The sequence below is a fragment of the Escherichia sp. MOD1-EC6098 genome, assembly GCF_002965865.1.
GTDB classification, from domain to species: domain Bacteria; phylum Pseudomonadota; class Gammaproteobacteria; order Enterobacterales; family Enterobacteriaceae; genus Escherichia; species Escherichia marmotae.
In genome coordinates this window covers 19,895-46,692 of the sequence record NZ_PTSN01000020.1, presented here as the reverse complement: position 1 = coordinate 46,692, position 26,798 = coordinate 19,895, and the positions used below count along the sequence as shown (strand labels likewise).

Genomic DNA, 26,798 nt, shown 5'->3' with positions numbered 1-26,798 from the left:
TGTAACTTAATATAAGGTTTATTTAAGTTTAGGTTCGTAAGGTAAACGTGACAGATTTACAGAGGTGAGACGGTGGGCGATAAGGCGCTCACGAAACCAGCTTCGCAGGTGTTCTGGTTGTTCACGTTCAACCGCTTCAGCAATCACCGGCATATTGTAACGTTCTTTAAATGCTACCCCGGCGGCCGCCAGATCGACATTAACTTTATCCATTTCAGTTTGATCCAGTTTGGCCAGATTCTTCAACATGCTGTGTCTCCTCATTAATCGCGGGCAAAAGTTACTAAGAGTTAGCCAGGATGGCAAGCCGGAATTGATGATCCTCGACTCTATCATTAGACAAGGTTATGCTCTGTAAAAAAGTTATTACAAAAAGGAATAGATAATATGGCTTCAACTGCACGTTCCCTTAGTTATGCGCTGACATTTCTGACAGCTTCGCTGGGAGTACCTTCTGCCTGGGCGCATGCGCATTTGACGCATCAGTATCCTGCGGCGAATGCGGAGGTTATCGCTGCTCCACAGGCCATTACTTTAAACTTCTCTGAAAGTATTGAACCCGGGTTCAGTGGCGCAAAAGTCATTGGCTCAAAGAATGAAAATATTAAAACGTTACCCGCGAAGCGTAATGAACAGGACAAAACCCAATTGATTGTTCCGCTTACCGACGCCCTGAAACCCGGGAGTTATACCGTTAACTGGCATGTTGTTTCGGTGGACGGGCATAAAACCAAAGGGCAATACACCTTTACAGTGAAATAAAGCATGTTGGCGTTTACCTGGGTCGCACTACGATTTATCCATTTTATCTCCCTGATGCTGGTCTTTGGCTTCGCGATGTATGGAGCATGGCTGGCACCAGTAACAATTCGTCGATTACTGACGAAACGTTTTCTGCGTATACAACAGCACGCCGCCGTCTGGAGTTTGAGCAGTGCCGCTGCGATGTTCGCCGTTCAGGGAGGGTTGATGAGCGCGGGATGGCCGGATGTGGTGTCGTTGAACATTTGGTTGTCGGTGTTACAAACACAGTTTGGTGGTGTCTGGATTTGGCAAATCGTTCTCGCCCTCGTTACGCTGACCGTGGCTCTGATGCAACCACGGAATATGCCTCGTCTGTTGTTTATGTTAACTACCGCGCAATTTATTTTGATGGCGGGAGTAGGACACGCGACATTAAACGAAGGATTAACGGCGAAAATCCATCAGACGAATCACGCCGTACATCTGATCTGTGCGGCGGCATGGTTTGGTGGCTTGCTGCCGGTCGTCTGGTGTATGCAGTTGGTGAAAGGGCGTTGGCGACGTGAGGCCATTCATGCACTGATGCGATTTTCCCGGTGTGGACATTTTGCTGTGATAGGTGTACTGGGCAGTGGTGTGCTTAATACATTGTTAATCACTGGATTTTCCCCCACACTTGCGACGTACTGGGGGCTGCTTTTATTACTTAAAGTCATACTGGTAATGGTTATGGTGGCCATCGCGCTGGCAAATCGTTATGTTCTTGTTCCGCGCATGGGGCAGGACGAAGACCGTGCGGCACCCTGGTTTGTGTGGATGACTAAACTCGAATGGGCGATAGGTGCGGTAGTGCTGGTGATTATCAGCCTGCTTGCGACTCTCGAACCTTTTTGATGGATTACGAAAATGATGAAAAAAAGTATTCTGGCGTTTCTGTTACTCACCAGTTCGGCAGCGGCGTTGGCGGCTCCGCAGGTGATTACCGTCAGCCGTTTTGAAATGGGTAAAGACAAATGGGCGTTTAATCGCGAAGAGGTGATGCTGACCTGTCGTCCGGGCAATGCTTTGTATGTCATTAACCCAAGTACCCTGGTACAGTATCCTTTAAACGATATCGCACAAAAGGAAGTAGCCAGCGGGAAGACTAAAGCCCAGCCCATTTCGGTGATCCAGATTGATGATCCCAATAAACCAGGTGAAAAAGTGAGTCTGGCACCGTTTATTGAAAGAGCTGAGAGACTCTGTTAATTATCTATAGTAATTTTTTGATTTTAAATAAAAAACCGCCCGGGTGCTTTCACCAGAACGGGCGGTTTTTAACATTTTAGAGGATGATAAACGCGCTTTTTTTCTGACCACTTTACGCGCGGACTGGAAAACCTGGCGTCGTCATCTATTCTTAAAAGGCAAGGCAACTAAGCCTGCATTAATGCCAACTTTTAGCGCACGGCTCTCTCCCAAGAGCCATTTCCCTGGACCGAATACAGGAATCGTATTCGGTCTCTTTTTAATTGTATTTAAAATCAATTAGTTGCAAGCATCTCCCCGAAATCCCCCGAAATTTACTCGAATTTCTGTATTCCGGTCTTTTTTGGTTATATCACAACCAATATACATTTAACAATCCATTTACGTTAAAATCAGAGCAGTAAGTACGTTTTTTCTCGCTCATCAAGATACATTTTTGTTGTCTTCTCCGATGTGTGACCAAGTAGGCGCTGGGCAAATTCTTCTCCACATGTTTCTTTGTACAATCGTCCAGCCAGACTTCTGATCTCGTGAAAAGTTGGTGGGTTTTCACTGAACTGGATACCTGTTAATTTTCTGGCTGCGACAAATTTTTTTGTCAGGCCATCCGGGTGAATGCTGCCGTCAGGGCTGTTTTTTCTAATCCCGGCACTGATTAGATAATCTCCCCGGCTTACCAGGCGGCACCGTTCAACTACTGTACCAAGCCGTAGACCAGCGACAGGAAGGCTGAGTGACAGGGGGATAGCAATCATCATTCCTGTCTTAATTTGCCTGATGTGGAGACGATCATCATAAATATCACTGAACCGCATATTCGTTATGTCTTCGCGACGTTGTCCTGTTACAAGGGCTAAATCCATAGCTAATGGGAACCATGCCGGAAGTTGATCTGCTGCCTCCCTGATGCAGTTGTATGTCTTTAGTTTCAGTCGTTCTCTTGTAACTACTATTTTCGGTGCTCTTGTTGGCGTTACTGGATTTTGAGATATACGTCCTTCAACAATGGCCTCGCGAAACATATCAGACAACACAGAACGCATTGATCCTGCCATTGTGTTTTTCCCTCCTTCAATCCACAAATCAAGAAACTCGGCAATATGGCGAGTGGTTATTTCTGTCAGTAAAATTCCTCCCAATTTTTCTTTTATTGTCTCCAGTTGATTTATCCGAATTTTATAAGTATTTCTGGACACTTTTCTCCTTATAAGAATCGTTTTGTAACGTTCAATCCAGTCTGCCATAGTAAATGAGTCGAACCCTTTAAGCTTTTCAATTAAGGCTGCAGGAGAGTAGTTTTTGTATATATAATGATTTGCTTCAATTGCCTGCGCTACTGCATCTCTCCTTGAAATTTTACCTAGTGTAAATTCTTCTTTCGTCAGAGGGTTGCGCCAGTAATATGCTTTGTCCCTCCTTCGATATGTTAAGTTTTTAGGCAAATTGGGATCGTATTTTTTCCGCTGCATGTTTTAACTTCTCCAGTAACGGACTGTCTCTCCCTTGTCGCCCATTAGGTTGATGGTGTGTTATATCGGTATCAACCTTATTTGGGTTGATATAGAAAGCCTCCGGAACCACCCTGTAACTCCTCCCGTGTAGTTCAGGTGCAGGATAAATGTTTCCATTCCTTGCCCATCGTCTCAGCGTTGATATTGATGGTGGGTTATCCGGATATCTGAGTTTTCCCCACGTTTTGAGTGTCACAAGATTCATTGCCATACCTCTTACGATATGACCGCCAGTAAATATACAGAATACTGGCGGGCGTGGTTGATTTTTAATAATCACCTATGAAGTTCTAGTTTGGATATAATGCAACTCACGATGACAGAAGTTTCTCGCAATTAAAATTTATCAGTTTTGCTTTCTGCTCTCTGGAAACGCCTGCTTCTTTTTTCCCTGAGAGCATTTTTTCGCATTCTGATTTCGTTAGTTTAGATTTTGAATATCTTGTCCAGTTAGTAGGAGTGCCACCTTCCTTTTCAATAGTGGCGGTAATTTTATACATGAACACCTCCATTATTATTTCCAGTGGTTCGTTTATTCCATCTTTCGAGTGCTTCTTTTTCACTTCCACCATAACCGGTTCGGGATTCGCATCCGTTACACTTTGCGCGGTAATATCCTGAAATGGCTTTCACCGTTACTGATGGACAACCACAAAACGGACATGGTTTGACTTTTTCATACCGCATTGTCTTTTCTCTCATATAATAAAATTTTGTGATGGCGGTGAGGCTACACCGCCAAAGTCAATATTAGGAGCTGATATATTCTGGTTTTATATCTGTCAGTGTCGTTTTATACGCCTCATATAATTCACCCAGATGTGGTCGTGCAGCATTCAGCGTATTTTCCAGAGCAGTAAATTTTTGTTCTGCTTCTGGATCACCTGATGAAGGCAGGTCATTTATCATCTTCTCGATACTGGCAATAGCATTGAGACGGTGATGGCGCCGAACCACTTTTCCTTTAAGCTCGGCAAAGAATTCGCCGATCTGGTTTTTCTGATCCTCTATCTCTTGGCGTAATGCAGTGGTTTCCTCAGTCGTGGCCGCGCTTTCGACGCGCTGCCGGAATTCATCAATCCACGCTTCGTCAATACGCTGTTCGATGGTTTCTGTTCGCTGCTCGCTTACCTCGCTATAATTCTGTACCGGCACAGGATTGATGATTTTTTCCTGTGGCTCTTCCAGTTCGTCGGGGGTATACACGCCCAGGATGACGTCAGGACAATAAAGGCGAGCCCAGTATTTCAACGCCAGATAGGCGAGCTGTTGTTTCGGGTTTGAGGTCCATAAAGGAGAATTACGCGTAATCACGCTGGAAAGAAACACCGGTTCTCCCCAGGTAATCTCACTTTCACTGCGAAGAACTGCACCCACTCGAACTGATAGACCATACTCATCTTCACTGGTCCAACATGGGATCGTTTCTTTTTTCTCATAGATTCCGCCTCCTTTGGCCGTTTTCTTAACGGTCTCCACTCGGGTGCGAGAGCATTTCTCCCAGTCTCCCTCGTACTTGTAATGGAAGCGGCCTACAATTGCACTTGAGCTAGAGATCACAGCGTTAACCAGTTGTGCTTCATAACCCAGAACTCCGTTTACCAGGTGTGTTTTCTGAGCCACAGCGTAGGGGTTCATGCCCCATTGCATGGCTTGCATGATAATTGCCATGCAGTCGGCAGGTTTTCCGCGAAGGTGATCGGGAACTGTGACGGTGGCCTGTGACATCAACCCGGCTACTTCCTGAAGTTGCGTCAACGCCTGAACGTTAAAAATAGTGTTACTGGCAGAAATGGTATTTGGTGTCTGCTCTGTCGTGATGATATTGGTATTTTGCATGGTCAGGTTCTCCATTAAGCCAGATGCAGTGCTTCAAGACGACGAAGATCAAAGTCGTTTAATTCGTCGGTGTAACTTTCGGTAATAGGTGCTGGCCAGTTGTTTGTCTCTAGGGCTTCGTTTATCTGGCGTAGCGTCCGGCGATATTCCTGTCGACCAAGCTCCAGGAGTTCCTGCGAGGCTTCCACGACTGCCACCCAGTGATAGCCAACATCTTTGTTGACGAAGATCCAGAAAAATTTGTCCAGGTTTGCCACATCGCAATACATTGCGGCGCTGAGGTGATAATCACGCTCAATAATTTCAAGGTGCAGGCGATCTTTAAGTCGTTCCTGCCGCACATAACCGAGGCTGACTGACTTCACGTCAGCGCAAATGCTTTCGTATGGCAGCCGGATTTCGATATCAGGGCGGACCCTGATTTCCAGCCCGGTTTCTTCATCAAACCCGAAATAGCTGATTTCAGATTTGCGATCCGGGTGGTTGAGTAGCCTTGCTGCATCGGTATTGTTTTGCAGTGCCGCGTGAATATTTTTTGCCTGTTCATACATATCCGGACTGATAAACGTTTTCCCGGCGTTTTCTTCTTGCTGGCGTTTTTGCCAGTCCTCCAGTGTCACCAGTTCCGGGCGAATTTTCCGTGCGATTTCGGTTAATTGCTCTTTTGTGCCACTGATGTTGTAAGGCAACGATTTAGCACGTTCTTTTTTTGCCAGTTCTGGGTCTACAGTTTCAATTTGATCCAGAAGCTGCTCCCGTGCTCCACTGGTTTTCAACAGAGGAGGGAGGCTTGCGTTGTATTCTTTAATACAGGCTTTCATTGCTGATGCTGTGTGTTTTTCCCCCTCAGGAATACGCCGAAATTCCACCGGAAGTGAACCGTAAAGGATGCCTGTTTCTTCGGCCCCAGCACTTACAGACAGTGGCTGTATAAGAGTGCTGTTGTAGCTTTCGATCCACTCTTTCATCTGCTCTGGTGTCATCAGTGCTGGCAGACTGGCATTGTGTTTTTTAATGATGGCGATCAGTTCGTTAGAAGTAGTAACCACATATTCAGGAACCGGTACCGGAATGGCATATTCATCAGCGAATTTATCCGTTTCCAGAACATAGCTGTGAATGATCCGCCCACGCAGCAGTGCATCACTTTCCTCGTTCGGAATAGTTCCGGCAATGTGCCTCCCGTGGTAATACATCAGGCTGATACGGGCATCCTTCAGCATCGTGCTGCTTATTCCGTTGGCGGAGTGATAAACCTCGTTCGGGAGGTTTTCATAGCGGCCTGGCTCGAAATATGACGGCCACATGATTTCAGTTGCTACAGGAGCTGACGCTTCGCCAGTTTCATCACTGCAATCGCGATGCGGATCGCTGCCAGCATTCTCATTGTGCGGATGTTCAGCGCCTTCCATTTCCTCCAGACCTTTTTCCTGATATTCATTCTGATTTTCTTCATTAAAGGTTTTCTGATACGTTGCGTCGCCCATCACCGCACCACAGTCAGGGCAGTTATCCCCGCCAGTCTGACCGCAGGCATTGCAGACTATTTCCGGTTCCTGTTGCACTACTGGCTCAGGTTGTTTCGCATCCGGGCTGATTTTTTCCGTTTCTGGCTGGTTCTGGTACACAGAATCGCGAGTCTGGATCCCCTTAACCCATTTCGGATCGTTCGGGTCGCTAATTCCGTCAACAAATTCACCACGTGATGCAGCAAGCAATTTATCGGCATCGACAGGATTTTTTGATGGAATGTTTTTCCGGGCTTCATGGAGTTCTGCCCGCAGTTCCTGATATTTCGCATCAACAGAATTTACCTGTGACTGAGCATCCAGCGGCTGCGTGTTCTGATGATGTTCAGTTGCATTCGGTTCCACTGTTTCAGCCGTTGCCTGTTCATCTGCCATTGCGCCAGATGGTTGTGGTTTTTCTTCATCGTCCTGTTTTCCTTCTTCTGTTACTCGCTGCGGCATCGGGGCCGAGGAGCGACCGCAGGCAATATCCACGATTTCCGGATCAGGGTTGGCATGATCGGTTTCAGTCAGTACTTTGTTCAGATATTCAGTGACGTGTGCGGGGATGACCTCGATCCCAATTGGTGCTTCTTTCACGGACGCAACCACGATGGCGCGGGAATAATCCAGCCCGCCAGGCATGGTGATGAATTTGTCGCGGAAAACAGAAAAGGGCGGTTTATTTTCAGCGATAATTTCCTCAATGCGTTTAGCGTGTGCCGGATGAAGGTTATAGATGTCCACGTCCATTGAACGGGCCAGTACGCCAGTGGCTACATCGCGCGCCAGTGACGTCAGATCGTGGACGAAACCTTCGCCGCGATCGGTGAGGTTCCCGCCGCCAGCATTAGCACCGGAAGCCGTGCGAGTGATGCGTGAAACACGATTCCCTTTTCGCCATTCTTTTGTCAGAAGACCGCGATCAATGTGTTCGGTATCCAGCCAGGCTGAAATGAAATTCTTAAATTCATAGGGCTGATGTTTTTTCGTGATAGAGAACACTGCCTTAATTGCATCAGTCAGGCGGAGCAGGGCGGCATTATCCAGAGTTGTCGGTTCTGCCATGCTGCGTATGGCCAACAGCAGATTCTGGACATAGCTGTTTTCCTGATCCATCTCAAGAGCAGTAATGTGTTTGCGTTGTTCACGGGTGGCATGATGCAGGTATTTTCGATCCCCGGCTGCATACGTAAAAATGTGCAGAAGACGCTGTGTGAACCGCAAAGTGGCTACAGAGACTTCGCAATCCTGGCAATCCTCGTGGGCGTCTGCCTGCGCGTTTTCTTCCTGGCCTCCCGTCGGTTCTTCGGTTTCCGGTGCATCCTCCTGATGGTGAACGTCGTCTGGCGCTGCTCCCGGTTTTAGTTCCCAGGTCATGGAGTCTTTGTTGAGTTGATAGCGTTCACTCCAGGTAAAATCGATCTCACCTTCAGGGGGAAGGTCATTAACGACAGGAAAATTTGTGGCAACAGCTTTAAAATAGTTGCTCAGTTTTTTACCTGACTTAACGAGCAGGTAGTCCAGAGTGGCACAGGTCGATTCAAAATCGTCGCTTGCCCACAGGACGACGTCAGGTTCACCGGATGATTTTTTCGCTTTCCGTAACAGGAAGAGTGGTTTTGTGCTCATTGTTTTTTAACCTCAACTCAGATTAAAATTCGTTTTGTTCAGTGAATGATCTTGCCGGATACACACTGTTCATAGCCTGCGTATGGCGCAGGCTATTTCTTTCAGATTTCACCGCCTAATTTCATTGCAATCAGAGTTGCCAGAAATCCGGCTTTTTTTTCTGCGGGCAGATTCTTTCCGATGTGAACCAGGCACATTTTTGTGACACCTTCATCAAGTGTTTTTACGTTGCCTGATGGACCGTCGATATCAACCACAGTGAATGGGGTTTCTTTATTTTCTGTTTTAATCACGTAGCCAATACGCTTTCCTTCCAGATTAACCTCGTGAACAATGTCATCGGTCGTTACAACAGTGGCTTCATAATTGGTAATCATGTTTTTCTCCTTAATTAAGGTTGAGCGAATCCCTGCCATTGCTGGCATAAATTCAGTTTCGAATAGTCAGTTAATTAAAGTTCGTGTGCCATCTGGTCTTTTTCGGCACAACTTTCACTACAATATTTTTTCATTTCCGTCATTGGGATAACTCCACGCATGAAATGAAGAGGTCTTTTAATACTTTTGCTTTCTTCAATTTCTTTATTGCAAAGGTGGTAAGCACATTTTATTTTCTTAGTCATCACCATGACTCCGCCTTTACAGGTAAACCATCACGACCGAGGAAGACTTTAATCATGCAGTCAGAAATGCATGTTTTTGTAGTCAGGTTACGAATATAAAGTTTTCGCTTTTTAATATTGTTTGCCGAGGCGATATATGTCCGGCCTTCATGAAGAACATAATCACCAGGAGTCACACACTGACGTGGTATTTCATCAGTTCCGAAGTGATGTGCAATCATAATTATCTCCATTTTTACAAATGAACTTTGTTGATGCGGTGCCTGGTGCCTCCAGGTGACTGCAACCAGTTAACAATTACAGTCGGCTTTCCCACCCAAACCAATAAGGACTAACATGACTTTTAACTGTGCCGCGTGCGCTTAGCCGCATTCACCGCATCACAAAATTCACTTTAAAAAGGGCGGACATCAGTCGAACTTCAAGAAAAAACTGATGCCACCAAGACTACACACAGCGGTGTTGTTATTCACAACCGGAGGCGCATTCCCACCATTTAAATTTAACAGACAAGACCGACTCTTTATGGATATCGGAAATGCGCCTTCGTGTTGTGCCCGGTTTTATTTCACCACCTCCGGGCTTTGGTGGCCTCGGCTATACCCCTACAGCGAGAATATTGAATTAATCCAATAAATGGATTAGCTGGTATTTTTGGCAAGCCAGCGACGTGCGCCCGTTTCCGTTTTGAATGTCTTGCTTTTGGTATAAGTCATGGCAGTGAACGTTCCATCCTGGTTGGGGAACACGCCACAAACTAGGGATTCGTTGTTGCCGAGGTCGATTTTTTGCATTTTGGGAACCCTCACATCTTGTTGTTGCGGATAGAGGCTTCTGCCTGCCAGAGATCCCAGTCGTTGCTGCGTAAAGCCTGCACAGCCTGGTTGTAAGTGATACCGCAACAATCCATCAAATACTGAACTACTTCGTAATGCACCATCTTATCTCTCCCCTTAACGCCGGGTGGCGGAACTAAAACCTACAGCGCCGTGCTGTTCTTGATAGAAATATTAGTAACACGGATATTTTAAGTCAACAGTATGGCGTATGATATTTTTGATTTAGTAACTATGTAAATGTTTTTTCAAGGGAAAAATATTAGTTATACAGCTGATTTGCAGAAGTTATGGCACAAAAAAACCGACTAAGACGTCGGTTTTTTTGTTGTGGAGGGGGTAGTGAGTGGTGGCTACTGGTTACGTTTCTTTAGTGCCAGCATGTTCTCGAAGGCTTCCTCGTAGAGCTTGTTTAGTCCACGTAGCTGGTTAAGGAGTTTGGCTTTTTCTGACGCAGGTAGAATCTCGAAGAGGTTAAGTAACTCAGCCTGTTCTTCATTGACCAGCCTCCATCCTTTGCCTGAAAAGCTATCATCATAAGTATCTGATGATCTTACATAATTCATTAAGTCTTTAAGGTCTTCTCGAATGTCCTCTGGTTTTACCTTTAATAGAGCCGCAAATTTTAGCGCAGCGTCGGTATTTACCGGTATCTTGCCGTTCAGATACTGGCTAACGGTGCCTTGAGATTCGAATCCCAACAACTCAGCCGCCAGCTCTTGAGTCAGCTTCAGCTCTTTTTTTCTTGCATTCCATGCGGCTTTTAAATTCTTGCTCGCTTCTGGAGTTGCAATCACTTCGCGTGTTTTTTTCATACATAGAGTTTATTTGTTTTACCAATATTATCAAAGATAGTCTGACTGTTGATCTTTAAAATTAGTGGAGCTAATATTTGTTCGAGGCATAACGTAGAAGGTTGGCTATGAACTTAAGAGACTATTTAAAAGAGAAACATATCACCCAGTTACAGTTTGGGAAGCTAACGGGTTTATCTCAGGTGCATGTAAGTCGAGTGCTGGGGGGCTATGAAAGATTCAGCCCTGAAAAAGCATTACGTGTTGCTGAAGTAACGAATTTCGAGGTTACACCTCATGAACTCCGGCCTGATATCTACCCGAATCCGACCGATGGTTTACCTGTTGGATGTAAGGCTAACACACAAAATGCACAGGAGTTGATTCATGAAAATCAGGCATGAGCACATCGAATCAGTGCTGTTAGCCCTGGCCGCTGAAAAAGGGCAGGCATGGGTAGCCAATGCAATTACTGAAGAATATCTGCGCCAGGGGGGCGGCGAATTGCCCCTGGTACCAGGCAAGGACTGGAATAATCAGCAGAACATCTATCACCGTTGGTTAAAAGGTGAAACGAAAGCGCAAAGGGAAAAAATTCAGACACTGATCCCTGCGGTTCTGGCAATTCTTCCGCGCGAGCTGCGTCACCGACTCTGCATCTTCGATACCCTGGAACGCCGTGCATTACTGGCGGCGCAGGAAGCGTTGAGTACGGCAATTGATGCGCATGATGATGCAGTCCAGGCCGTTTACCGGAAAGCACATTTCAGCGGTGGTGGGTCGCCCGGTGATTCTGTCGTAGTGCATTGATTGAAATTAATCGTGCCGGATTGTTTTGTTCGGTATCAGTTAAATGTAACGCTGCGAGCGTTACAAGGTGAAAACAAATGGCTTCAAACTGGATAAAGCTCGAGGTTATTACGCCGGATAAGCCGGAAATATTCAGGCTTGCTGAGATTCTGAATATTGATCCAGATGCCGCATTAGGGAAGGTTATTCGCTTCTGGGCATGGGCGGATCAACAAATGATAGACGGTAATGCAGATTGTAACGCTCGCGGCGTTACAAAAAGTGCAATAGATCGCATCACTTTTATGGCTGGTTTTGCTGATGCGTTAATTCAGGTTGGATGGCTGGTCGAAAATGACGTTGGGCTTTCTCTACCTAACTTTGAACGCCATAACGGAAAAAGCTCTAAAAAACGGGCGATTACAAACGAGAGGGTTACAAAATTACGCGAGCTGAAACGAAAAGGTAACGCTGGCAGCGTTACACAAACGGATCAAAAAGCGTTACCAGAGGAAGAGGAAGAGGAAGATATAAATACTGATCTCCCCCTAAATCCCCCTCGCCAAAAACGAGCATCTAAAAAATTCGAGCCGGAGGCTATTGAGTTGCCCGATTGGTTGCCGGAAACACTCTGGCATGAGTGGGTCCGGTTCAGACAGGCATTACGAAAACCGATTCGAACGGAGCAGGGCGCTAACGGGGCGATACGGGAGCTGGAAAAATTCCGCCAGCAGGGTTTTACCCCTGAGCAGGTGATTAGACACAGCATCGCCAATGAATACCAGGGCTTGTTCGCGCCGAAAGGCGTTCGGCCTGAGACGTTGCTCCGACAGGTTAACACCGTCTCGTTGCCGGACAGTGCGATCCCGCCAGGCTTCAGGGGGTAACAGACCATGAAAAATATTGCGACAGGAGGCGTTCTGGAGCGTATCCGCAGACTGGCCCCACCACATGTAACCGCCCCATTCAGAACGGTTGCGGAGTGGCGCGAGTGGCAACTTGCTGAAGGCCAGAAACGTAGCGAGGAGATCAACCGCCTGAATCGCCAGTTGCGGGTGGAAAAAATTCTGAATCGCTCAGGCATCCAGCCGTTGCACCGTAAATGCTCGTTTGCGAATTACCAGGTGCAGAACGACGACCAGCGATACGCGTTAAGCCAGGCGAAATCCATCGCCGATGAACTGATGACCGGGTGTACAAATTTTGCGTTCAGCGGAAAACCTGGTACCGGGAAGAATCACTTAGCGGCAGCTATCGGGAATCGCCTGCTGAAAGACGGTCAGACAGTGATTGTGGTTACCGTGGCTGATGTTATGAGCGCCCTGCACGCCAGCTATGACGACGGGCAGTCAGGCGAAAAATTTTTGCGGGAACTGTGCGAAGTGGATCTGCTGGTTCTTGATGAAATTGGCATTCAGCGCGAGACGAAAAACGAGCAGGTGGTACTGCACCAGATTATTGATCGACGGACAGCGTCGATGCGTAGCGTGGGAATGCTGACAAACCTGAACTATGAGGCCATGAAAACATTGCTCGGCGAGCGGATTATGGATCGCATGACCATGAACGGCGGGCGCTGGGTGAATTTTAACTGGGAGAGCTGGCGCCCGAATGTTGGTCAGCCAGGTATTGAAAAGTAATTTTTACCGGGAGGAAATTTATGGAGACTGTTTTTGACGCACTGAAAGCGATGGGAAAAGCCACGTCGGTAGAGCTGGCTGCGCGACTTGATATCAGTCGTGAAGAAGTACTGAACGAGCTGTGGGAACTGAAAAAGGCTGGCTTCGTTGATAAAAGCGTATACACCTGGCGTGTGGCTGATAACAACGTTCAGCAGGAACAGCCAGCGCCAGAAGAACAGCCGGAAGAAACCACCACGGCGACAGTAGCGAAAATCTCAGAGTGCGATTTAACCGCGACGATTGAACAACGCGGACCACAAACGGCGGATGAACTGGCTACTCTGTTCGGTACAACATCCCGCAAAGTGGCTTCAACGCTGGCAATGGCAATCAGCAAAGGTCGTCTGATTCGTGTTAATCAGAACGGTAAATTTCGTTACTGCATGCCGGGCGGTAATTTACCAGCAGAGCCGAAAGCGGCATCGGTAGCGGAAACTGATGGTAAAGCCTTTCCTCAGCCTGCATATGTTGCGTTACCAGTACAGGAAGCTGCAACACAGGAAGATATTAAAACAGAAACTGTGGCGGACATTGTGCAGCCGCTTGAGAAGCGAGTGGATAATCTGGTTCTGCCATCGCTGCGACAGGCAAACCGCGAACTGCGTCGGGCGAAAAGTGATATCCGGAAATGGGAGCGAGTCTGCGCCGCGCTGCGGGAGCTGAATAAATATCGCGATATTGTCGCCCAGCTTTGCCAGGAGGAAACCAGTGAGCAACATTAATTACCAGGCACTGCGAATGGCGGCAGAAAATGCAACCCCTGGCGAATGGTGTTCTGATGATTATGGGGTAATTGCCGATGCCGGACTGAACGCAAATTACTACATAGCATCATGCTCAGGACCAGATAATCGCGCCAATAAGCGATTCATAGCGGCAGCCAATCCGGCTACCGTGCTGGCAGTGCTTGATGAACGGGAAGCCCAAAGCAAACGCATTGCAGAGCTGGAAGCTAATCTTGTGGCGCTGGCGGCGGAGAATGCGGGGCTGAATAAATTTATCGTACAGAGTTGCTACGTGTTTGATGGCGAGCAGGATGAACTATCTGATGCGTATATCTGCGCAATAGACGGAAGGATGCCGCAAACCCCAGCCACCGATGCTTTCCTGGCTGAAGTACGTGCGGAGGCTCGCAACGAGGGGATTAACTATACCGCCAGCCGTCTTGCTGCTGCTTTCAACCACGGATTTATCAATAAGTCTTTACGTGAAGTTTTCGACGTTACGCGCATGATTCTGTCAGCGAAAGAAGAGTTGGCTAATGAACCGCACCCGATTGATGGCCTGTCCGGTGAATATGCGGAGAAATCCCTTGAAGAATGGGTGGAACAGATTCGCAAAGGAGACAACCAGTGAGTGAGTCAAAATGCCAAATTAATGGCAACAAGATAGAACCGTGTACGGCTCTGGCAAAATCCCTTGAGCATGATGCTGAATACACGACGCGAAAAGGTCTGCTGATATACAAAATCTGGAATGAGAGTTTAACTCGCGGCCCTGATTTGGTGATGTTGCGTTCCGGTGAATTTTCTAAATCACCAGTTCGGGTTTCATTTTGCCCGTTCTGTGGTGAAAGTCTGAAAACGTGGGAAGCGGAGGCGACCAGTGGGCAAAATTGAATATAAGGTACTGCGTAAGATAGCAAAACAGGCCACGCAGGGCGAATGGTGCGCATTTATTTCGTCGGGTACTGGTACGTATGCGGTGCATACGCCCGGTGATAAACGATGTGAAGACGTTATCAAATGGCCCGGCTTTGACGGACAGAAAAACGCAGAGAACAACGCTCGTTATATCGCAGCTTTCAACCCAGCAGTAGTGCAGGCACTACTGGATGAACTGGAAGCAGCCAAAAAGCGCATTGCAGAACTGGAAGCACGGGAAATAAAACCAGCCAAAGGTGAAGTTCTTGTCGTTGTATCTGGTTTTACTGGTTGCGGGAAAAGCGCCATTGCCGGGGAAATAGAAATTGCGATGAAAGCTATTGGTGCGCCGGTTCAATGGACTAATGGCGATGCAGAAAAGCGTATGACCGGCGCTGACTGGCTGACAGCGATTGAGATGTACAAACCAAATGTGCGCATCGTGGAAGTTAATGTGCCACGCGTCGCTGGCATTCGCATCAAAGGAGAGTGACGTGGAAATAAAACCAGAAGATGAGTTAAGTAATATTGTTTTATTTCCGGTAAAAGAGGATGACCCACGTAATCAGGTTAATTTTCTTTATGAGTCATCGGAAAGACCATATTGTCATCACGCCTCTGTTCGGGTTGACGAAAAAGAGCGTCAGGTCCGCTGTAAAATCTGCGGTGCAGTTGTGGAGCCGTTTGACTGGATGCTCTCTGTGGCGAAAAGAGAAACCAGACTGGCAGATGATGTAAGGCTATTGCGCCAGGAGGAACAGGAAAGGCGGAAAAATATAGAAAAGTTAATTCAGATTGAGCGTAACGCGAAAGCGCGGATACGCAGGGCGAAAAAAAACAGAACTGAATAATTAAATTTAGCACTGTAAATAATTTTAATCCTTAACCGGAGGGATTCCTGCACCCTCAAATCATCCGGAGGCCGCCCGAAAGGGCGGTAATAAAAATGGCAGAACTAACTAAAGAATGGTTGCAACAAACAATTACTGATATTCAGATCAATTGAGGTGAGAAATGCGGATGGAAAATTGTTTATTGCCGTATCTGGTGCGGTTTGGGGCGTCGTCATTAACAGTTATTCCACATGTCATGATGGCTGACAATATTATCCCGGCACCAAAGCGCCATACCGGTATTGCAGCGGCGCGACGTGCAGCAAAGAGACGCAGGAGAGCAAAACGATGAAAAACCGTAAAGCAAAGATGCTTATTTCCCGTGTATACAGACGTTGCTATCCCAGCCAGTGGTTGAGAGTTAGCAATCGCCGTGTGGTGTTGTACTTATATTCTGGAATTGCCAGAGAGGGAATCAAAGATAAGCGCAGCGCGGCGCAAAACCGCTGGAAAAACCACTTGCGCACTAAAGGAGCCTGATATGGCTATTGCCGCAAGTTACACCATGCATCTCTACTGTGATTGTCGCCAGTGTACAAATGGTAAATATCAGTCACCAGACTTCGGTGAGTATATCGGTACGTCATGGGCTGGCTGTGCAAAAGAGGCACGTAAAGATGGGTGGCGAATAAGCGCCGACAAAACGCGTGCTTTTGCGCCAGGGCATAAAATTTTGAGGAGCAACAAAGGAGAGTGATGTGCCTACATTATTCAGAAAAGAATATCTGCGAAAAAGTAGAGCGACAGAATTTTTGTTTCTCATTCTGTTTATCGTGTTGATGATACCGATATCCCCTCTAATTTTTGTCTGGGCAATCGGGAAAATAATTGAGCCAGTTATTGAATTGTATAACGACGTGGTATGGGCGCCGTTCAACACACTACACAATAAAATTAATCCGTATAAGGAAAACTGATATGACCACTATTACCAGAGAAAACGCGGAAATTAAATCATTCATCACTGGTTTCCTGAGCGATCCGGCGCACGATAACCAATCTTCAAACAGCCTGCTTACTAATGTGTTTCGTATCGCACTGGCATCGCTGGAAGCAGAGCCGGTGGTTTACATGTGGGATAGCGAAAGAAAAGATATTGATGCCCCCGGGTATTATCGGACTGAGCATTTAGTGTTCGCGGAGAGTAGTGTTAAGCAATGGGGAGGGCGAGTTGTTCCACTTTACACCGCCCCGCCAGCGACGGTAGTGCCGGAATTTGAAACATGGTTTAACAGCCAGGAGTCAGGGAGGAGTATATGCAGCACACAGATTCGTCGTTCCCTTCAGGAAATTTCATGGAACGCCTGCTGCGCCGCCATGCTTCAGGGGAAAGACGATGGTATCCTCACCAATGAGGATACCAAAGGGGACGTTCAGGTACGGGAATTAACAATGCTGATTAAACAACTGGTTAGCCAATTGAGGAAAGCGAAGCCGGACTGCAAATTACCGGAGAAGGCGATGGTCTACCTGAAGCGAAACGGACTGATAAGCGCGGAGGATATTTTACGATGACCTGGCCTGAAGCATTCACAACGGTAGGAATTGCACTGGCGGTGGCGCTGGTTGTGTATTCGATTTGCCGATGGGGATAAAAACGGTTTGCGGGAAAAGGAGAGTTAAGTAGAATTACTGCGGGTGCTTGAGGCTATCTGCCTCGGGCATGAACACCAAAAGGCAGATAGAGAAAAGCCCCACCCGACTATAAATCGAAGTGAGGCCAGTCTTATGTCTCGACAACTGAAGATTAGCCTCTTGCGTGCCGAAAGGCAAGGAGAAGCAGGCTATGAAGCAGCAAAAGGCGATGTTAATCGCCTTGATCGTCATCTGTTTAACCGTCATAGTGACGGCACTGGTAACGAGGAAAGACCTCTGCGAGGTACGAATCCGAACCGGCCAGACGGAGGTCGCTGTCTTCACAGCTTACGAACCTGAGGAGTAAGAGACCAGGCGGGGGAGAAATCCCTCGCCACCTCTGATGTGCCAGACATCCTCAACGCACCCGCATTTAACCCGCTTCGGCGGGTTTTTTGTTGTTTATTTTCGGTGAGCATGATGCATCTGGTTGTACTGATGTGGGTGACTAATTTTGTTATTTCGGTGGCTTGTTGCTGTTGATTGGTGTGTCTTCACGGCTAGAATCGTGGGCTCTTAAATAGCGCGCAAGGATAAGAAGGACGGACCCCGAAGGGGAGAGCTATTTATCTGGAAGGATTCTGATGATGAAAATCGAAGAATTGGGTGAAATTTTTAGTGAAAATGGCCTCTATGCTGTGCGCGTTGAGAATGGAGACGTTATCTACACAACGTTAATTCCTGATGATCATGTGATTTTATCTATCGAGGCATTCATTGAATACCTGGAAAGGCTCGGTTTCAAGGTGGTTCGGGAATGAGTTATAATTCGTAAGCCAGCCTGAACAACTGGCAACCTACAGCGCCATTGGAGACAGCAATGGCGCATATACAACTGGTCAAACAAACCTCTTCCGGATTACTTCTCCCGGCGACGCCGGAGAGTTGTGATTTTCTGCATCAAATCAAAATAGGCGAGTGGATACACGCTGATTTTAAGCGCGTTCGTAACTACGCATTCCATAAGCGTTTTTTCAAACTTCTGCAACTCGGATTCGATTACTGGACTCCGGTCGGTGGGGCGATCACTCCTCGCGAGCGAAAACTGGTGTCCGGTTTCGTTGATTATCTGTGCGAATCAGTAGGCCGGGAACATACGCCAGCTCTGAGCGAAGCCGCAGAGCAATATCTGAATACAGTTGCGACACGCAGAACCCGAGATACAGCATTGCTAAAGTCGTTTGAGGCTTTCCGCGAGTGGGTAACCATTCAGGCCGGATTTTACACCGAGCATATTTATCCGGACGGTAGCCGTGGGCGCAGGGCGAAATCCATCTCGTTTGCGAATATGGACGAAACCGAGTTTCAGCAGGTTTATAAATCTGTACTGAATGTGCTGTGGAACTGGATTCTGTTCCGTAAATTTTCCTCTCCGGAACAAGTCGAAAATGTGGCCGTGCAGCTGCTGGAGTTTGCGTAATGGTGGATTTACGTAAAGCGGCGCGGGGCCAGATGTGCCAGGTCAGAATTCCTGGCTACTGCAATCACAATCCCGAAACGTCTGTGCTGGCGCATTACCGACTGGCGGGAACGTGCGGAACAGCGATAAAGCCACACGATATGCAGGCCGCGATTGCCTGTAGCTCGTGCCACGATTTAATCGACGGGCGGGTAAAAACCAGCGATTACACCAAAGAAGAATTACGCCTGATGCATGCAGAAGGTGTTTTTCGCACACAAGAAATCTGGAGAAAGGAGGGATATTTGTGATTTACCCAACGAATACAGGAAAAAGCGGAGAACACCTTCGTCTCACCACGCTGGAAAGTGTCTGGATTCAGGGAAAACTGCGTATGTGGGGGCGCTGGTCGTATATTGGTGGCGGTAAGACGGGGAATATGTTCAACCAGTTGCTGGCATCCAAAAAATTGACGAAAACAGCCATCAATGAAGCTCTGCGCAGAATGAAAAAAGCGGGAATAGAGAAGCCAGAGCTGGAAGCATTTTTGCGTGAGATGATCGACAGTAAGCAAAAAAGCTGGCTGTCCCATTGCACTGATGCCGAGGCGTTATGTATTGACCGGGTAATTAGTGAAGTGATGGCAGAGCATCCTGGATTGATTTTTATCCTCCGACAAAGATATGAAGGGCGGGGGATGAGTAAGCTGAAAATGGCACAACAGTTAAATAAGTATCGCCCTGGCTGGAGCTTGAAAACTTGCAGAAATCGCATTGATGCATGGTTGGGTGTTGCTGAACACATTCTGTATATACCAATGAAATTGGCGTTATGCGGAGAAAGCCAATAAAAAAGTTATTGCATTTTTGCCAATAAACTGCTTCAATTCAGCTATGCTTCGCAAAGCTGTATCGCGAGGCGAACCAAGCGCAATTGAACTTTAATAGAACCCGCCATCGAGCGGGTTTTGTTGTTTCTATGGTGTGATATAAGAAACGACATTTAATAATCGCCTTCAAAATAAATTTGTTTATATATTGTCATGTATATTTTAAATGAAAGTGAATTATTCACATAAAATAAAAACATATAAATTAATTTACATAACTTGACGTAAAGTGTTGTTGCGATTGGAATATTAAATCGTATCATCGAAAACGGTTCTGAGGGGGGAACTCTTCTTTGCTCGGTGATATCGCTCCCCTGAAGAACCAATGCCGACTTAGCTCAGTAGGTAGAGCAACTGACTTGTAATCAGTAGGTCACCAGTTCGATTCCGGTAGTCGGCACCATATGCGGGTATCGTATAATGGCTATTACCTCAGCCTTCCAAGCTGATGATGCGGGTTCGATTCCCGCTACCCGCTCCAGCATTTGAAACAAGCCTTATTGTATTGCGGCACTGGCGTATTTTTTATTACGTGGGAGCAGGTTGTTTTGAAAAAGCATTCTGTTCTCTGGCTATGATTTGAGGCCAGGTGTAGCCTCAGTGCTGATTTTTTTACGACAGCAGAATGGTGCATTATCGGTGGAGATTTTGTATTTCCTGGCAGGGTCGGTGATGCATCATTCTGGTGTTGTAAATCGCACCAAAGAGGCGCACCTCAGTGCGAGGGTGGTTTAAAGAGTCGGTTTAGCGGGAAACCACAGTATCCATACAGCACGGAATACTTCGGGAGGCACCCGACGCCTCGGTTTAATAACAATTAAAAAAATTCATCCCTTGCATTGACCAACCGCCATATCTGGCGGTTTTTTTTATTCCTTTCTCAGGACGAAAAAAGACACGAGCATCCAGGAATACTCGTGGGACAACGTCCTTTGGATAGCAATTTGCGAGAGGGTGAAAAGTAGCGCGGTCGTCGGATTAAGACCGCGGGACAAAGTCCATGAAGAATAATAAGTATTGGCCCCCTTCCGGGGACATGTTCATACTACTAAGCTTCAGAAGTGGTTTAAATCCTCAAATTAACCTTAATTTCCGATAAGTCTTATTTCATTTCTTTGCGCCACATCTGGCGCGCATCAAATAACGCCACGCAAAGGGCATCTGCGGATGCCGGTGCTTTTGACGGGGTGTTTTTTACGGGCCGCTGGTGGCCCTTTTTTATTTACAGGAGAAAAAAGTATGTCTGAACCCTTATCCGGTTCCGGCACGGCTGCGGCGCTCGGTGGGGCGACGGTGTACGGGCTGTTTACCGGAACGGATTTCGGGATTGTGTTTGGTGCGTTCGCCGGGGCGTTATTTGTGGCAACGATGCCGCAGGCGCTTTCAGCCTGGCGTGTGGCGGCGCATTTTCTGGTGTCGTTCATTATTGGCGTGCTGGGCGCAGAGGTTCTGGCTGCCTGGCTGGTAAAGCACACAGGATTTGACAGCGCGCCTGTCGACGCATTGTGTGCAGTACTGGTGTCAGTGGTGTCGGTGAAGATTCTCTCGTTCATCCACCAGCAGGATATTGCATCGCTGGTGTCCGGCCTGTTCTCCCGCCTGCGGGGCGGAGGAGGCGGCAATGTTAAGTAACCTTTCCGGATTGCTGAATGTGGCGTTATGCACGGTTATCGTGCTGACGCTCTTTTTTTATCGTCGCCGTGATTCCAGACACAAACCGCTGATGTCATGGCTGGCCTGGCTGCTGATGCTGCTGTATGCCTTTGCACCCCTCAGCTATCTGTGCGGTCGCCCGTTAGCGGCGAACTGGCTGGCGGTGGGGCTTAATCTGCTGTTCTGCGTGCTGGTGATACGTGCACGCGGGAACGTTTCAAAAATCCTTTCATTCCGGAGGTGAGCATGTCGGGTAAATTCAGATTCAGTCGTCGCAGTGAAAAAAATCTGGAGGGCGTCAAACCACAGCTGGTTGCTGTCGTTCGCCGTGCGCTGGAATTGACGGAGGTTGATTTCGGTATTACGGAAGGGCTGCGCACGAAAGAACGCCAGAAACAGCTGGTCGCGGAAGGGAAAAGCCAGACCATGAACAGCCGCCACCTGACCGGTGATGCTGTGGATGTTGTGGCTTATGTTGGCAGCCAGGTGTCATGGGACTGGCCTCTGTACGAGAAAATCGCACAGGCATTTAAGCAGGCTGCCGCAGAGCTGGGAGTCGCCATCGAATGGGGCGGGGACTGGAAAACGCTGAAGGACGGGCCGCACTTCCAATTGAAACGCTGATAGCCGGGCGAGTTATGAGTCGAAAACACTGGACACACAGAATGCCGCGAACGGCAGCGAAATGGGCACTGGTAGCGATACTGGTGCCTTTTTTATTGGTGGGATGCGTCAGCCTGGATAAGGCGCGCCAGCTTTTCGATACAGCTTCTCAGGTCTGTGAAATTGTCGACGGTGTCCGGCAGTGTATGCAGAACTGATCGCCTGATAATTGTTTTACTAAGGAGAAATGATGGAATCGCCAATTATGAAATATTTCAATTATGAGCATCTTCCGACTTCGTTAAAGGAAGTGAGTAAGCCAATTGGTGATCTGGCAAGAGTAATGGATGAATCTTTGCCAGACGGTCCGGAAAAGTCGGCTGGGTTACGTAAATTGCTTGAAGCAAAAGATGCTCTGGTGCGAGCGAAACTGGGTTAAGGCATTACAGCAGCCCTTCAGTGAGGGGCTGCGATAATGCCAGGCTCACCAACAGCACCCGCCGCGCACCCAGCGCACTGGCTGTTAGTGAGCTTTTTTATTCATCAAGCGAGGCTGTATGAGCGAGAAATTAAAGATCGTCTATCGCCCGTTGCAAAAACTGTCTCCGTATGCGCACAACGCCAGGACACACAGCCCTGAGCAGGTGGCACAACTGGTAGAAAGCATTAAGCAATTCGGCTGGACCAATCCGGTGCTGATTGACGAAAAGGGCGAAATTATTGCTGGTCACGGTCGCGTGATGGCGGCTGAAATGCTCAAAATGGATTCGGTTCCGGTCATTGTTCTGTCTGGCCTGACGGATGATCAGAAAAAGGCGTACCGCCTGGCAGATAATCGCCTGCCGCTCAACGCTGGCTGGGATGAAGAACTGTTACGGGTGGAACTGTCGGAGCTAATCAATGCTGATTTTGATATCTCCCTGACAGGATTCAGCCCAACAGAAATTGATGAACTGTTGACGGATGTTTTGCCAGGTACCGGAAATGAGGAGGAGCAGTACACGACGAAAATTGATACACCTGTTTATGAGCCGTCAGGCGATAAACCGGATATCGGCGAACTGTACGACGATACGAAAACTCAGGAGCTGGTCAGCCGGATACGTTCGGCGTCCCTTGATCCTGATATCGAAAAATTCCTCCTGTGTGCGGCAGAACGCCACACAGTGTTTAATTTCAGCAGAATTGCGGACTATTACGCCCATGCGCCCGCTGAAGTTCAGGCGCTTTTCGAAGAGTCGGCGCTGGTGATCATTGATTATCAGCAAGCCATCGAAAATGGTTTTGTCCGGATGACGCAGTGCATGGTGGAGATCATGCATGGCGGGGAGGAGGAATATGCGTGATGATTTTTGCGCCTTTATTCTGACTCACGGGCGACCGGACAAAGTTCTGACTTACCGGACTTTGCGTCGTGCTGGCTATACCGGGAAAATTTTTATCGTCGTTGATGATGAAGATAAAACCCGGCATCAGTACATAGCAGAATTTGGTGAACAGGTGCTGGTGTTTTCCAAAGCCGATATCGCCAGTCGTTTTGACGAAGCCGATAATTTCGGTGATCGTCGCTCAATTTTTTACGCCCGTAATGCCAGTTTTGACCTGGCAAAAAAGGTCGGGTGTAAATACTTCATTCAGCTCGATGATGATTATCACGAGTTTCAGTTTCGGGTGGATCGCAACTATGACCAGGCCTATTTTCCGATAAGGAAACTGGATGCGATCCTTTCTGAAATGCTGGCGTATTACGAATCAATACCTGCTCTTTCCATCGCTATGTCGCAGGGCGGGGATTTTCTTGGTGACAATGGCGGCCATGCTTCATGGGTGAAACGCAAGGCAATGAACAGCTTTATCTGTTCGGTCGAGCGACCGTTCTCATTCATGGGGCGCATTAACGAGGATGTGAATACGTACACGAATCTCGGTCGCCGTGGTGAATTGTTTATGACGATCGGTGCTGTCCAGTTAGGGCAGAAACAGACGCAGAAAAACAGCGGCGGAATGACCGAGCTGTATCTGGATTCCGGAACCTACGTTAAAAGTTTTTACTCCGTCATGTATGCGCCGTCGTGCGTAAAAATCTCACTGATGGGTGCCAGCCATAAACGCATTCACCATCAGGTCACCTGGAACAACGCTGCAGTAAAAATCCTTCACGAAAAATACAGGAAGAAGACACCCTGCATATCAATGGGGGTGACAAATGATTCCGTATTCGAAAGTCGAGTCTCTGGCAGCGTGCCGGATGACTGCACAACAAATAGCTGACGTTCTGGATGTTGATCTGAACCGACTGAAAGAAAATCGGGAAGCAATGACAAATTTTTATGCGTCCATCCGTAAGGGCAGAGCGAAAGGTGAAGCCGAGCTACGGGCGGCATTGTTTAAGCTTGCCAGAAAAGGGGATGCCTTTGCCCTGCGCGAACTACTCAGGGTGGATAAAAATCAGGACTAACTGATGAGCAGACCGGACTGGGGGGCGTTGCAGCAGGAGTATATTGCTGAATACACCCGCTCCGGTATATCTCCGGTGGCATGGTGTGAAGCAAGGGGACTGAATTACGCAACAGCCCGTCGTTACATCAAAAAACCTCCGAAAAATGCGCAGACAGAAGTGCGCAAAACTGCGCAAAAAAGTGCGCAGAAAAAATTTGCGCAGACTGCGCAAAAGCGGAACGGAAAATCTCAGAAAAAAAAGTCAGTATCCGATGCGTGCCTGAATGAGGGCGACGCGGAGGAAATTTCATTCTGTCCCGATGAATTCGGTATTTCAGACCAGCAGGCGAAATTCGCAATGCTGGTTGCCCAGGGGAAAAAACTCGTTGAGGCATATCGCCTGGCAGGATACGAGTCAGAGGGGAATGCGGCCTACGTAACCGCCAGCCAGCTCCTAAGAAATCCTAAGGTTTTTCGCGCTATCAGCTACTTCCGCAATCAGTACCAGAAACGCTATACCGCAGACCTGGATTTACTGGTGAGTCAGTTGATGGCCATTGTCCAGGCCGACCCCAATCAGTTGGCACAATTTCGCCGTGTTAACTGCCGTTATTGCTGGGGCGAGAATCATCTCTACCAGTGGCGTGATATTGCAGAATTCGATAAGGCAGCGGCACAGGCCTCCAGAGATGGCAAACCCGAGCCGGAATATGGAGGCCTCGGCTTTGTTGATAACGCCATACCCAATCCGGACTGCCCGAAGTGCTGCGGTGAGGGAACGGGGCAGCTTTATATGGCTGATACCACTCTGCTTGATGGGGATGCGCGGCAATTATATGCAGGGGCAAAGCTCGGGAAATTTGGTGTTGAGATCCTGCTGGAGGATAAGGCTGCCGCCCGGCGTGAACTTATCAAGCTGATAATGGCGACGAAAGGAAGTTCTGCTGGTGGTGCAACTGACAGTCGCAATGATCTGGAGCTTGAAGGACTGAGGCTTCGCAACGAAAAGCTGCGCACTGAGATTGAAAACCTCAAAAAAGGCGTGGGTGGTGAGAATAACGAAATAATTATCCACAACTCTCTGCCGATGCCGGGAGTGGATAATGTCGATTGAAATCTACCTCCCAAAACCTCATGAGGGGCAAATAGCTGCATGGACGGCGGCAATAGAGGAACGCTTCCACGCGGTATGCTGTGGTCGTCGCTGGGGTAAAACGGTGATGCTGGTGAACATCGCTACCAGTTTCGCTACGCGGAAATTTGCCGTTCCTACCACCGGGCAACTTATCGCGGGTAGGGTGGGGATTTTTACCGCGCAATACCGCCAGTACCAGGAAATCTGGGATGAAATTAGCGCCGTTCTGCAACCGCTGATCCTCAGTCAGTCAAAAAATGAAAAGCGCATCATTCTCCGTAATGGGGGGCGCATCGACTTTTGGGTAACGGACAATAACAAACTGGCCGGGCGTGGGCGTAAATATCACGCTGTGCTGATTGATGAGGCCGCATTCACTAAATCGCCGGAAATGCTCGAGGAAATCTGGCCCCGAGCGATACGCCCGACGCTTGTCGATTACCGCGGCTGTGCGTGGGTATTTTCCACACCAAACGGTATCGACGAGAGCAATTTTTTCTACGCGATATGCCACGATGAATCCCTGGGATTTGTTATGCACCATGCGCCAACTTCATCGAATCCGTATATTCCGAAAGAAGAACTGGAGGAAACGGAGAAGAAATCCGATCCGCGCGTCTGGCAGCAGGAATATCTTGCAGAGTTCGTAGACTGGTCCAAAGACGCGTTACTCGATGTCGATAAGCTGCTGGTGGACGGTCAACCAATTGAGATGCCGCCGTACTGCGACATGATTTTCGCAGTGATGGATACGGCGCTGAAAGGCGGGACCGAAAATGATGGTACTGGCGTGGTGTATTTCTCTTATGAGTCAACGTATTCGGACGATCCAAAACTGACGATTATTGACTGGGATGTGACGCAAATTAAAGCGTCATTGCTTCCTGAGTATATCCCCGGCGTTTATGACAACCTCGAGCGCCTCGCGAAATTATGCCGTCCGCGTCTGGGCAGCCAGGGTATTTTTATGGAAGACGCCGCGATGGGGGCAATCCTCAACCAGAAGGCGGAAACCGAAGGCTGGGATATGACGCCGATTAAATCGGCACTAACCAGCAAGGGCAAAGACGAACGGGCGGTGATGGCATCCAGCTACCACTATCAGGGGATGTGCAAAATCGTCCGGGAGGCTTACGACAAGACCGTTTCATTCAAACGCACCACCGCAAACCACCTCATAAAACAAATCGCCGGGTTCCACCTGGCAGACAAAGATGCGCATAAACGTGCTGATGACCTTTTCGATTGTTACACCTATGGATTGATCATCGCGCACGGTAATTACGCGGAATTGTAAAAATCTG

At 48.0% G+C, this 26,798-nt stretch carries 42 protein-coding genes, 2 tRNA genes and 2 pseudogenes; 33 read left to right on the top strand and 13 right to left on the bottom strand.

What is annotated here, in order from left to right; all coding sequences use genetic code 11:
- Positions 1-18: 18 nt before the first annotated feature.
- On the bottom strand, positions 19-249 hold the full coding sequence (gene holE / locus C0K55_RS19555) for a DNA polymerase III subunit theta (RefSeq protein WP_000916764.1): 231 nt from the start codon (positions 247-249) through the stop codon (positions 19-21).
- Between the two features lie 138 nt (positions 250-387).
- On the opposite strand from holE, the gene yobA reads away from it, so the two are divergent.
- The 3 genes from yobA to C0K55_RS19540 are packed head-to-tail and all read left to right on the top strand — an operon-like array spanning position 388 to position 1,992.
- Positions 388-762: a CopC domain-containing protein YobA gene (gene yobA / locus C0K55_RS19550; RefSeq protein ID WP_105266319.1), complete on the top strand. Its 375-nt coding sequence runs from the start codon at positions 388-390 to the stop codon at positions 760-762.
- Between the two features lie 3 nt (positions 763-765).
- Positions 766-1,638 carry a copper homeostasis membrane protein CopD gene (gene copD / locus C0K55_RS19545; RefSeq protein WP_105266320.1) on the top strand — a complete coding sequence of 291 codons (873 nt, stop codon included), beginning with the start codon at positions 766-768 and terminating at the stop codon, positions 1,636-1,638.
- Between the two features lie 12 nt (positions 1,639-1,650).
- Positions 1,651-1,992, top strand: a complete 342-nt coding sequence (locus C0K55_RS19540) for a YebY family protein (protein WP_000976465.1) — start codon at positions 1,651-1,653, stop codon at positions 1,990-1,992.
- 392 nt (positions 1,993-2,384) lie between these two features.
- On the opposite strand, the gene C0K55_RS19535 is transcribed toward C0K55_RS19540, so the two are convergent.
- The 12 genes from C0K55_RS19535 to C0K55_RS19480 form a co-directional block, all read right to left on the bottom strand.
- Positions 2,385-3,461 (bottom strand): tyrosine-type recombinase/integrase, encoded by a 1,077-nt coding sequence (locus tag C0K55_RS19535; protein WP_096246963.1) that lies wholly within the window; start codon positions 3,459-3,461, stop codon positions 2,385-2,387.
- On the bottom strand, positions 3,427-3,708 hold the full coding sequence (locus C0K55_RS19530) for an excisionase (protein WP_001311878.1): 282 nt from the start codon (positions 3,706-3,708) through the stop codon (positions 3,427-3,429). Before C0K55_RS19530 ends, C0K55_RS19535 begins: the two co-directional genes overlap by 35 nt.
- Before the next feature lie 106 nt (positions 3,709-3,814).
- Positions 3,815-4,003, bottom strand: a complete 189-nt coding sequence (locus C0K55_RS19525) for a DUF1187 family protein (protein ID WP_096246962.1) — start codon at positions 4,001-4,003, stop codon at positions 3,815-3,817.
- Entirely contained in the window at positions 3,996-4,190 is a 195-nt protein-coding gene (gene ralR / locus C0K55_RS19520) for a type I toxin-antitoxin system endodeoxyribonuclease toxin RalR (protein WP_021500490.1), read from the bottom strand. The genes C0K55_RS19525 and ralR overlap by 8 nt, the downstream gene beginning before the upstream one ends.
- A gap of 63 nt (positions 4,191-4,253) precedes the next feature.
- The gene (locus C0K55_RS19515) at positions 4,254-5,342 is read right to left on the bottom strand and encodes a RecT family recombinase (protein WP_096246965.1); all 1,089 of its coding nucleotides are present in this window, start codon (positions 5,340-5,342) and stop codon (positions 4,254-4,256) included.
- Between the two features lie 14 nt (positions 5,343-5,356).
- Positions 5,357-8,482: an exodeoxyribonuclease VIII gene (recE, locus tag C0K55_RS19510; protein WP_105266321.1), complete on the bottom strand. Its 3,126-nt coding sequence runs from the start codon at positions 8,480-8,482 to the stop codon at positions 5,357-5,359.
- A 101-nt stretch (positions 8,483-8,583) separates the two neighbouring features.
- A complete protein-coding gene (locus C0K55_RS19505) occupies positions 8,584-8,859 on the bottom strand; it encodes a hypothetical protein (RefSeq protein ID WP_001351479.1) in 276 nt (91 codons plus the stop codon).
- A gap of 74 nt (positions 8,860-8,933) precedes the next feature.
- The gene (locus C0K55_RS19500; RefSeq protein ID WP_105266333.1) at positions 8,934-9,104 is read right to left on the bottom strand and encodes a YdaE family protein; all 171 of its coding nucleotides are present in this window, start codon (positions 9,102-9,104) and stop codon (positions 8,934-8,936) included.
- On the bottom strand, positions 9,104-9,325 hold the full coding sequence (kilR, locus tag C0K55_RS19495) for a killing protein KilR (RefSeq protein ID WP_000560218.1): 222 nt from the start codon (positions 9,323-9,325) through the stop codon (positions 9,104-9,106). The genes C0K55_RS19500 and kilR overlap by 1 nt, the downstream gene beginning before the upstream one ends.
- A 420-nt stretch (positions 9,326-9,745) precedes the next feature.
- Positions 9,746-9,898 (bottom strand): DUF1391 family protein, encoded by a 153-nt coding sequence (locus tag C0K55_RS19490; protein ID WP_001169149.1) that lies wholly within the window; start codon positions 9,896-9,898, stop codon positions 9,746-9,748.
- Between the two features lie 11 nt (positions 9,899-9,909).
- Positions 9,910-10,044: a hypothetical protein gene (locus tag C0K55_RS26960; protein WP_000233807.1), complete on the bottom strand. Its 135-nt coding sequence runs from the start codon at positions 10,042-10,044 to the stop codon at positions 9,910-9,912.
- A gap of 249 nt (positions 10,045-10,293) precedes the next feature.
- Positions 10,294-10,755, bottom strand: a complete 462-nt coding sequence (locus tag C0K55_RS19480) for a helix-turn-helix domain-containing protein (RefSeq protein ID WP_000753628.1) — start codon at positions 10,753-10,755, stop codon at positions 10,294-10,296.
- A gap of 107 nt (positions 10,756-10,862) precedes the next feature.
- Between C0K55_RS19480 and C0K55_RS19475 the strand changes: the two genes are divergently transcribed.
- The 30 genes and pseudogenes from C0K55_RS19475 (at position 10,863) to C0K55_RS19340 (ending at position 26,791) form a co-directional block, all read left to right on the top strand.
- Positions 10,863-11,138, top strand: a complete 276-nt coding sequence (locus tag C0K55_RS19475) for a YdaS family helix-turn-helix protein (RefSeq protein WP_061892277.1) — start codon at positions 10,863-10,865, stop codon at positions 11,136-11,138.
- Positions 11,122-11,544: a toxin YdaT family protein gene (locus C0K55_RS19470; RefSeq protein ID WP_045174332.1), complete on the top strand. Its 423-nt coding sequence runs from the start codon at positions 11,122-11,124 to the stop codon at positions 11,542-11,544. Before C0K55_RS19475 ends, C0K55_RS19470 begins: the two co-directional genes overlap by 17 nt.
- Positions 11,545-11,621: 77 nt before the next feature.
- Positions 11,622-12,410: a hypothetical protein gene (locus C0K55_RS19465; RefSeq protein WP_063116892.1), complete on the top strand. Its 789-nt coding sequence runs from the start codon at positions 11,622-11,624 to the stop codon at positions 12,408-12,410.
- A gap of 6 nt (positions 12,411-12,416) precedes the next feature.
- Positions 12,417-13,163: an ATP-binding protein gene (locus C0K55_RS19460; protein WP_096246959.1), complete on the top strand. Its 747-nt coding sequence runs from the start codon at positions 12,417-12,419 to the stop codon at positions 13,161-13,163.
- Between the two features lie 20 nt (positions 13,164-13,183).
- The gene (locus C0K55_RS19455; protein ID WP_096246958.1) at positions 13,184-13,927 is read left to right on the top strand and encodes a DUF1627 domain-containing protein; all 744 of its coding nucleotides are present in this window, start codon (positions 13,184-13,186) and stop codon (positions 13,925-13,927) included.
- Complete coding sequence (locus C0K55_RS19450; protein ID WP_096246957.1) at positions 13,914-14,561, top strand: ead/Ea22-like family protein; 648 nt, start codon at positions 13,914-13,916, stop codon at positions 14,559-14,561. The genes C0K55_RS19455 and C0K55_RS19450 overlap by 14 nt, the downstream gene beginning before the upstream one ends.
- Entirely contained in the window at positions 14,558-14,824 is a 267-nt protein-coding gene (locus C0K55_RS19445) for a hypothetical protein (protein WP_096246956.1), read from the top strand. Before C0K55_RS19450 ends, C0K55_RS19445 begins: the two co-directional genes overlap by 4 nt.
- Positions 14,811-15,341 carry an ead/Ea22-like family protein gene (locus tag C0K55_RS19440; protein WP_096246955.1) on the top strand — a complete coding sequence of 177 codons (531 nt, stop codon included), beginning with the start codon at positions 14,811-14,813 and terminating at the stop codon, positions 15,339-15,341. The genes C0K55_RS19445 and C0K55_RS19440 overlap by 14 nt, the downstream gene beginning before the upstream one ends.
- Before the next feature lies 1 nt (position 15,342).
- Complete coding sequence (locus C0K55_RS19435; RefSeq protein WP_000403792.1) at positions 15,343-15,699, top strand: hypothetical protein; 357 nt, start codon at positions 15,343-15,345, stop codon at positions 15,697-15,699.
- 330 nt (positions 15,700-16,029) lie between these two features.
- Entirely contained in the window at positions 16,030-16,221 is a 192-nt protein-coding gene (locus C0K55_RS19430) for a hypothetical protein (RefSeq protein ID WP_032348680.1), read from the top strand.
- Position 16,222: 1 nt separating this feature from the next.
- Entirely contained in the window at positions 16,223-16,438 is a 216-nt protein-coding gene (locus C0K55_RS19425) for a hypothetical protein (RefSeq protein WP_063116897.1), read from the top strand.
- A gap of 1 nt (position 16,439) precedes the next feature.
- Positions 16,440-16,658, top strand: a complete 219-nt coding sequence (locus tag C0K55_RS19420; RefSeq protein WP_096247240.1) for a DUF4014 family protein — start codon at positions 16,440-16,442, stop codon at positions 16,656-16,658.
- Position 16,659: 1 nt separating this feature from the next.
- The gene (locus C0K55_RS19415) at positions 16,660-17,256 is read left to right on the top strand and encodes a hypothetical protein (RefSeq protein WP_096247239.1); all 597 of its coding nucleotides are present in this window, start codon (positions 16,660-16,662) and stop codon (positions 17,254-17,256) included.
- A gap of 271 nt (positions 17,257-17,527) precedes the next feature.
- A complete protein-coding gene (hokD, locus tag C0K55_RS19410) occupies positions 17,528-17,683 on the top strand; it encodes a type I toxin-antitoxin system toxin HokD (protein ID WP_000813254.1) in 156 nt (51 codons plus the stop codon).
- 280 nt (positions 17,684-17,963) lie between these two features.
- Positions 17,964-18,041, top strand: a pseudogene (locus C0K55_RS26680) (hypothetical protein); the annotation flags it as partial.
- Between the two features lie 155 nt (positions 18,042-18,196).
- Positions 18,197-18,796, top strand: coding sequence for a DUF1367 family protein (locus C0K55_RS19405; protein WP_063116900.1), 600 nt, complete (start codon positions 18,197-18,199; stop codon positions 18,794-18,796).
- Positions 18,796-19,086 (top strand): DUF1364 domain-containing protein, encoded by a 291-nt coding sequence (locus tag C0K55_RS19400; RefSeq protein ID WP_000228020.1) that lies wholly within the window; start codon positions 18,796-18,798, stop codon positions 19,084-19,086. Before C0K55_RS19405 ends, C0K55_RS19400 begins: the two co-directional genes overlap by 1 nt.
- The gene (locus C0K55_RS19395) at positions 19,083-19,625 is read left to right on the top strand and encodes a DUF1133 family protein (protein WP_000640128.1); all 543 of its coding nucleotides are present in this window, start codon (positions 19,083-19,085) and stop codon (positions 19,623-19,625) included. The genes C0K55_RS19400 and C0K55_RS19395 overlap by 4 nt, the downstream gene beginning before the upstream one ends.
- A 366-nt stretch (positions 19,626-19,991) precedes the next feature.
- Positions 19,992-20,067: transfer RNA gene (locus C0K55_RS19390), tRNA-Thr, on the top strand.
- Between the two features lie 3 nt (positions 20,068-20,070).
- A tRNA-Gly gene (locus tag C0K55_RS19385) sits at positions 20,071-20,145 on the top strand.
- A gap of 758 nt (positions 20,146-20,903) precedes the next feature.
- Entirely contained in the window at positions 20,904-21,296 is a 393-nt protein-coding gene (locus C0K55_RS19380) for a putative holin (RefSeq protein WP_063116901.1), read from the top strand.
- The gene (locus tag C0K55_RS19375) at positions 21,286-21,561 is read left to right on the top strand and encodes a phage holin family protein (RefSeq protein WP_063116910.1); all 276 of its coding nucleotides are present in this window, start codon (positions 21,286-21,288) and stop codon (positions 21,559-21,561) included. Before C0K55_RS19380 ends, C0K55_RS19375 begins: the two co-directional genes overlap by 11 nt.
- A gap of 2 nt (positions 21,562-21,563) precedes the next feature.
- Complete coding sequence (locus tag C0K55_RS19370) at positions 21,564-21,941, top strand: M15 family metallopeptidase (protein ID WP_105266322.1); 378 nt, start codon at positions 21,564-21,566, stop codon at positions 21,939-21,941.
- A 41-nt stretch (positions 21,942-21,982) separates the two neighbouring features.
- Entirely contained in the window at positions 21,983-22,138 is a 156-nt protein-coding gene (locus C0K55_RS26245) for a hypothetical protein (protein WP_169025355.1), read from the top strand.
- A gap of 32 nt (positions 22,139-22,170) precedes the next feature.
- A complete protein-coding gene (locus tag C0K55_RS19365; RefSeq protein WP_033873284.1) occupies positions 22,171-22,359 on the top strand; it encodes a hypothetical protein in 189 nt (62 codons plus the stop codon).
- A 118-nt stretch (positions 22,360-22,477) separates the two neighbouring features.
- A pseudogene (locus C0K55_RS27195) lies at positions 22,478-22,735 on the top strand (ParB/Srx family N-terminal domain-containing protein); the annotation flags it as partial.
- A gap of 523 nt (positions 22,736-23,258) precedes the next feature.
- On the top strand, positions 23,259-24,191 hold the full coding sequence (locus C0K55_RS19355) for a hypothetical protein (protein ID WP_001204025.1): 933 nt from the start codon (positions 23,259-23,261) through the stop codon (positions 24,189-24,191).
- Positions 24,169-24,378 carry a hypothetical protein gene (locus C0K55_RS19350; protein WP_000126790.1) on the top strand — a complete coding sequence of 70 codons (210 nt, stop codon included), beginning with the start codon at positions 24,169-24,171 and terminating at the stop codon, positions 24,376-24,378. Before C0K55_RS19355 ends, C0K55_RS19350 begins: the two co-directional genes overlap by 23 nt.
- A gap of 3 nt (positions 24,379-24,381) precedes the next feature.
- Positions 24,382-25,473, top strand: coding sequence for a terminase small subunit (locus C0K55_RS19345; RefSeq protein WP_105266324.1), 1,092 nt, complete (start codon positions 24,382-24,384; stop codon positions 25,471-25,473).
- Positions 25,463-26,791, top strand: a complete 1,329-nt coding sequence (locus C0K55_RS19340; RefSeq protein WP_105266325.1) for a terminase — start codon at positions 25,463-25,465, stop codon at positions 26,789-26,791. Before C0K55_RS19345 ends, C0K55_RS19340 begins: the two co-directional genes overlap by 11 nt.
- The last annotated feature ends 7 nt before the right edge of the window (positions 26,792-26,798 follow it).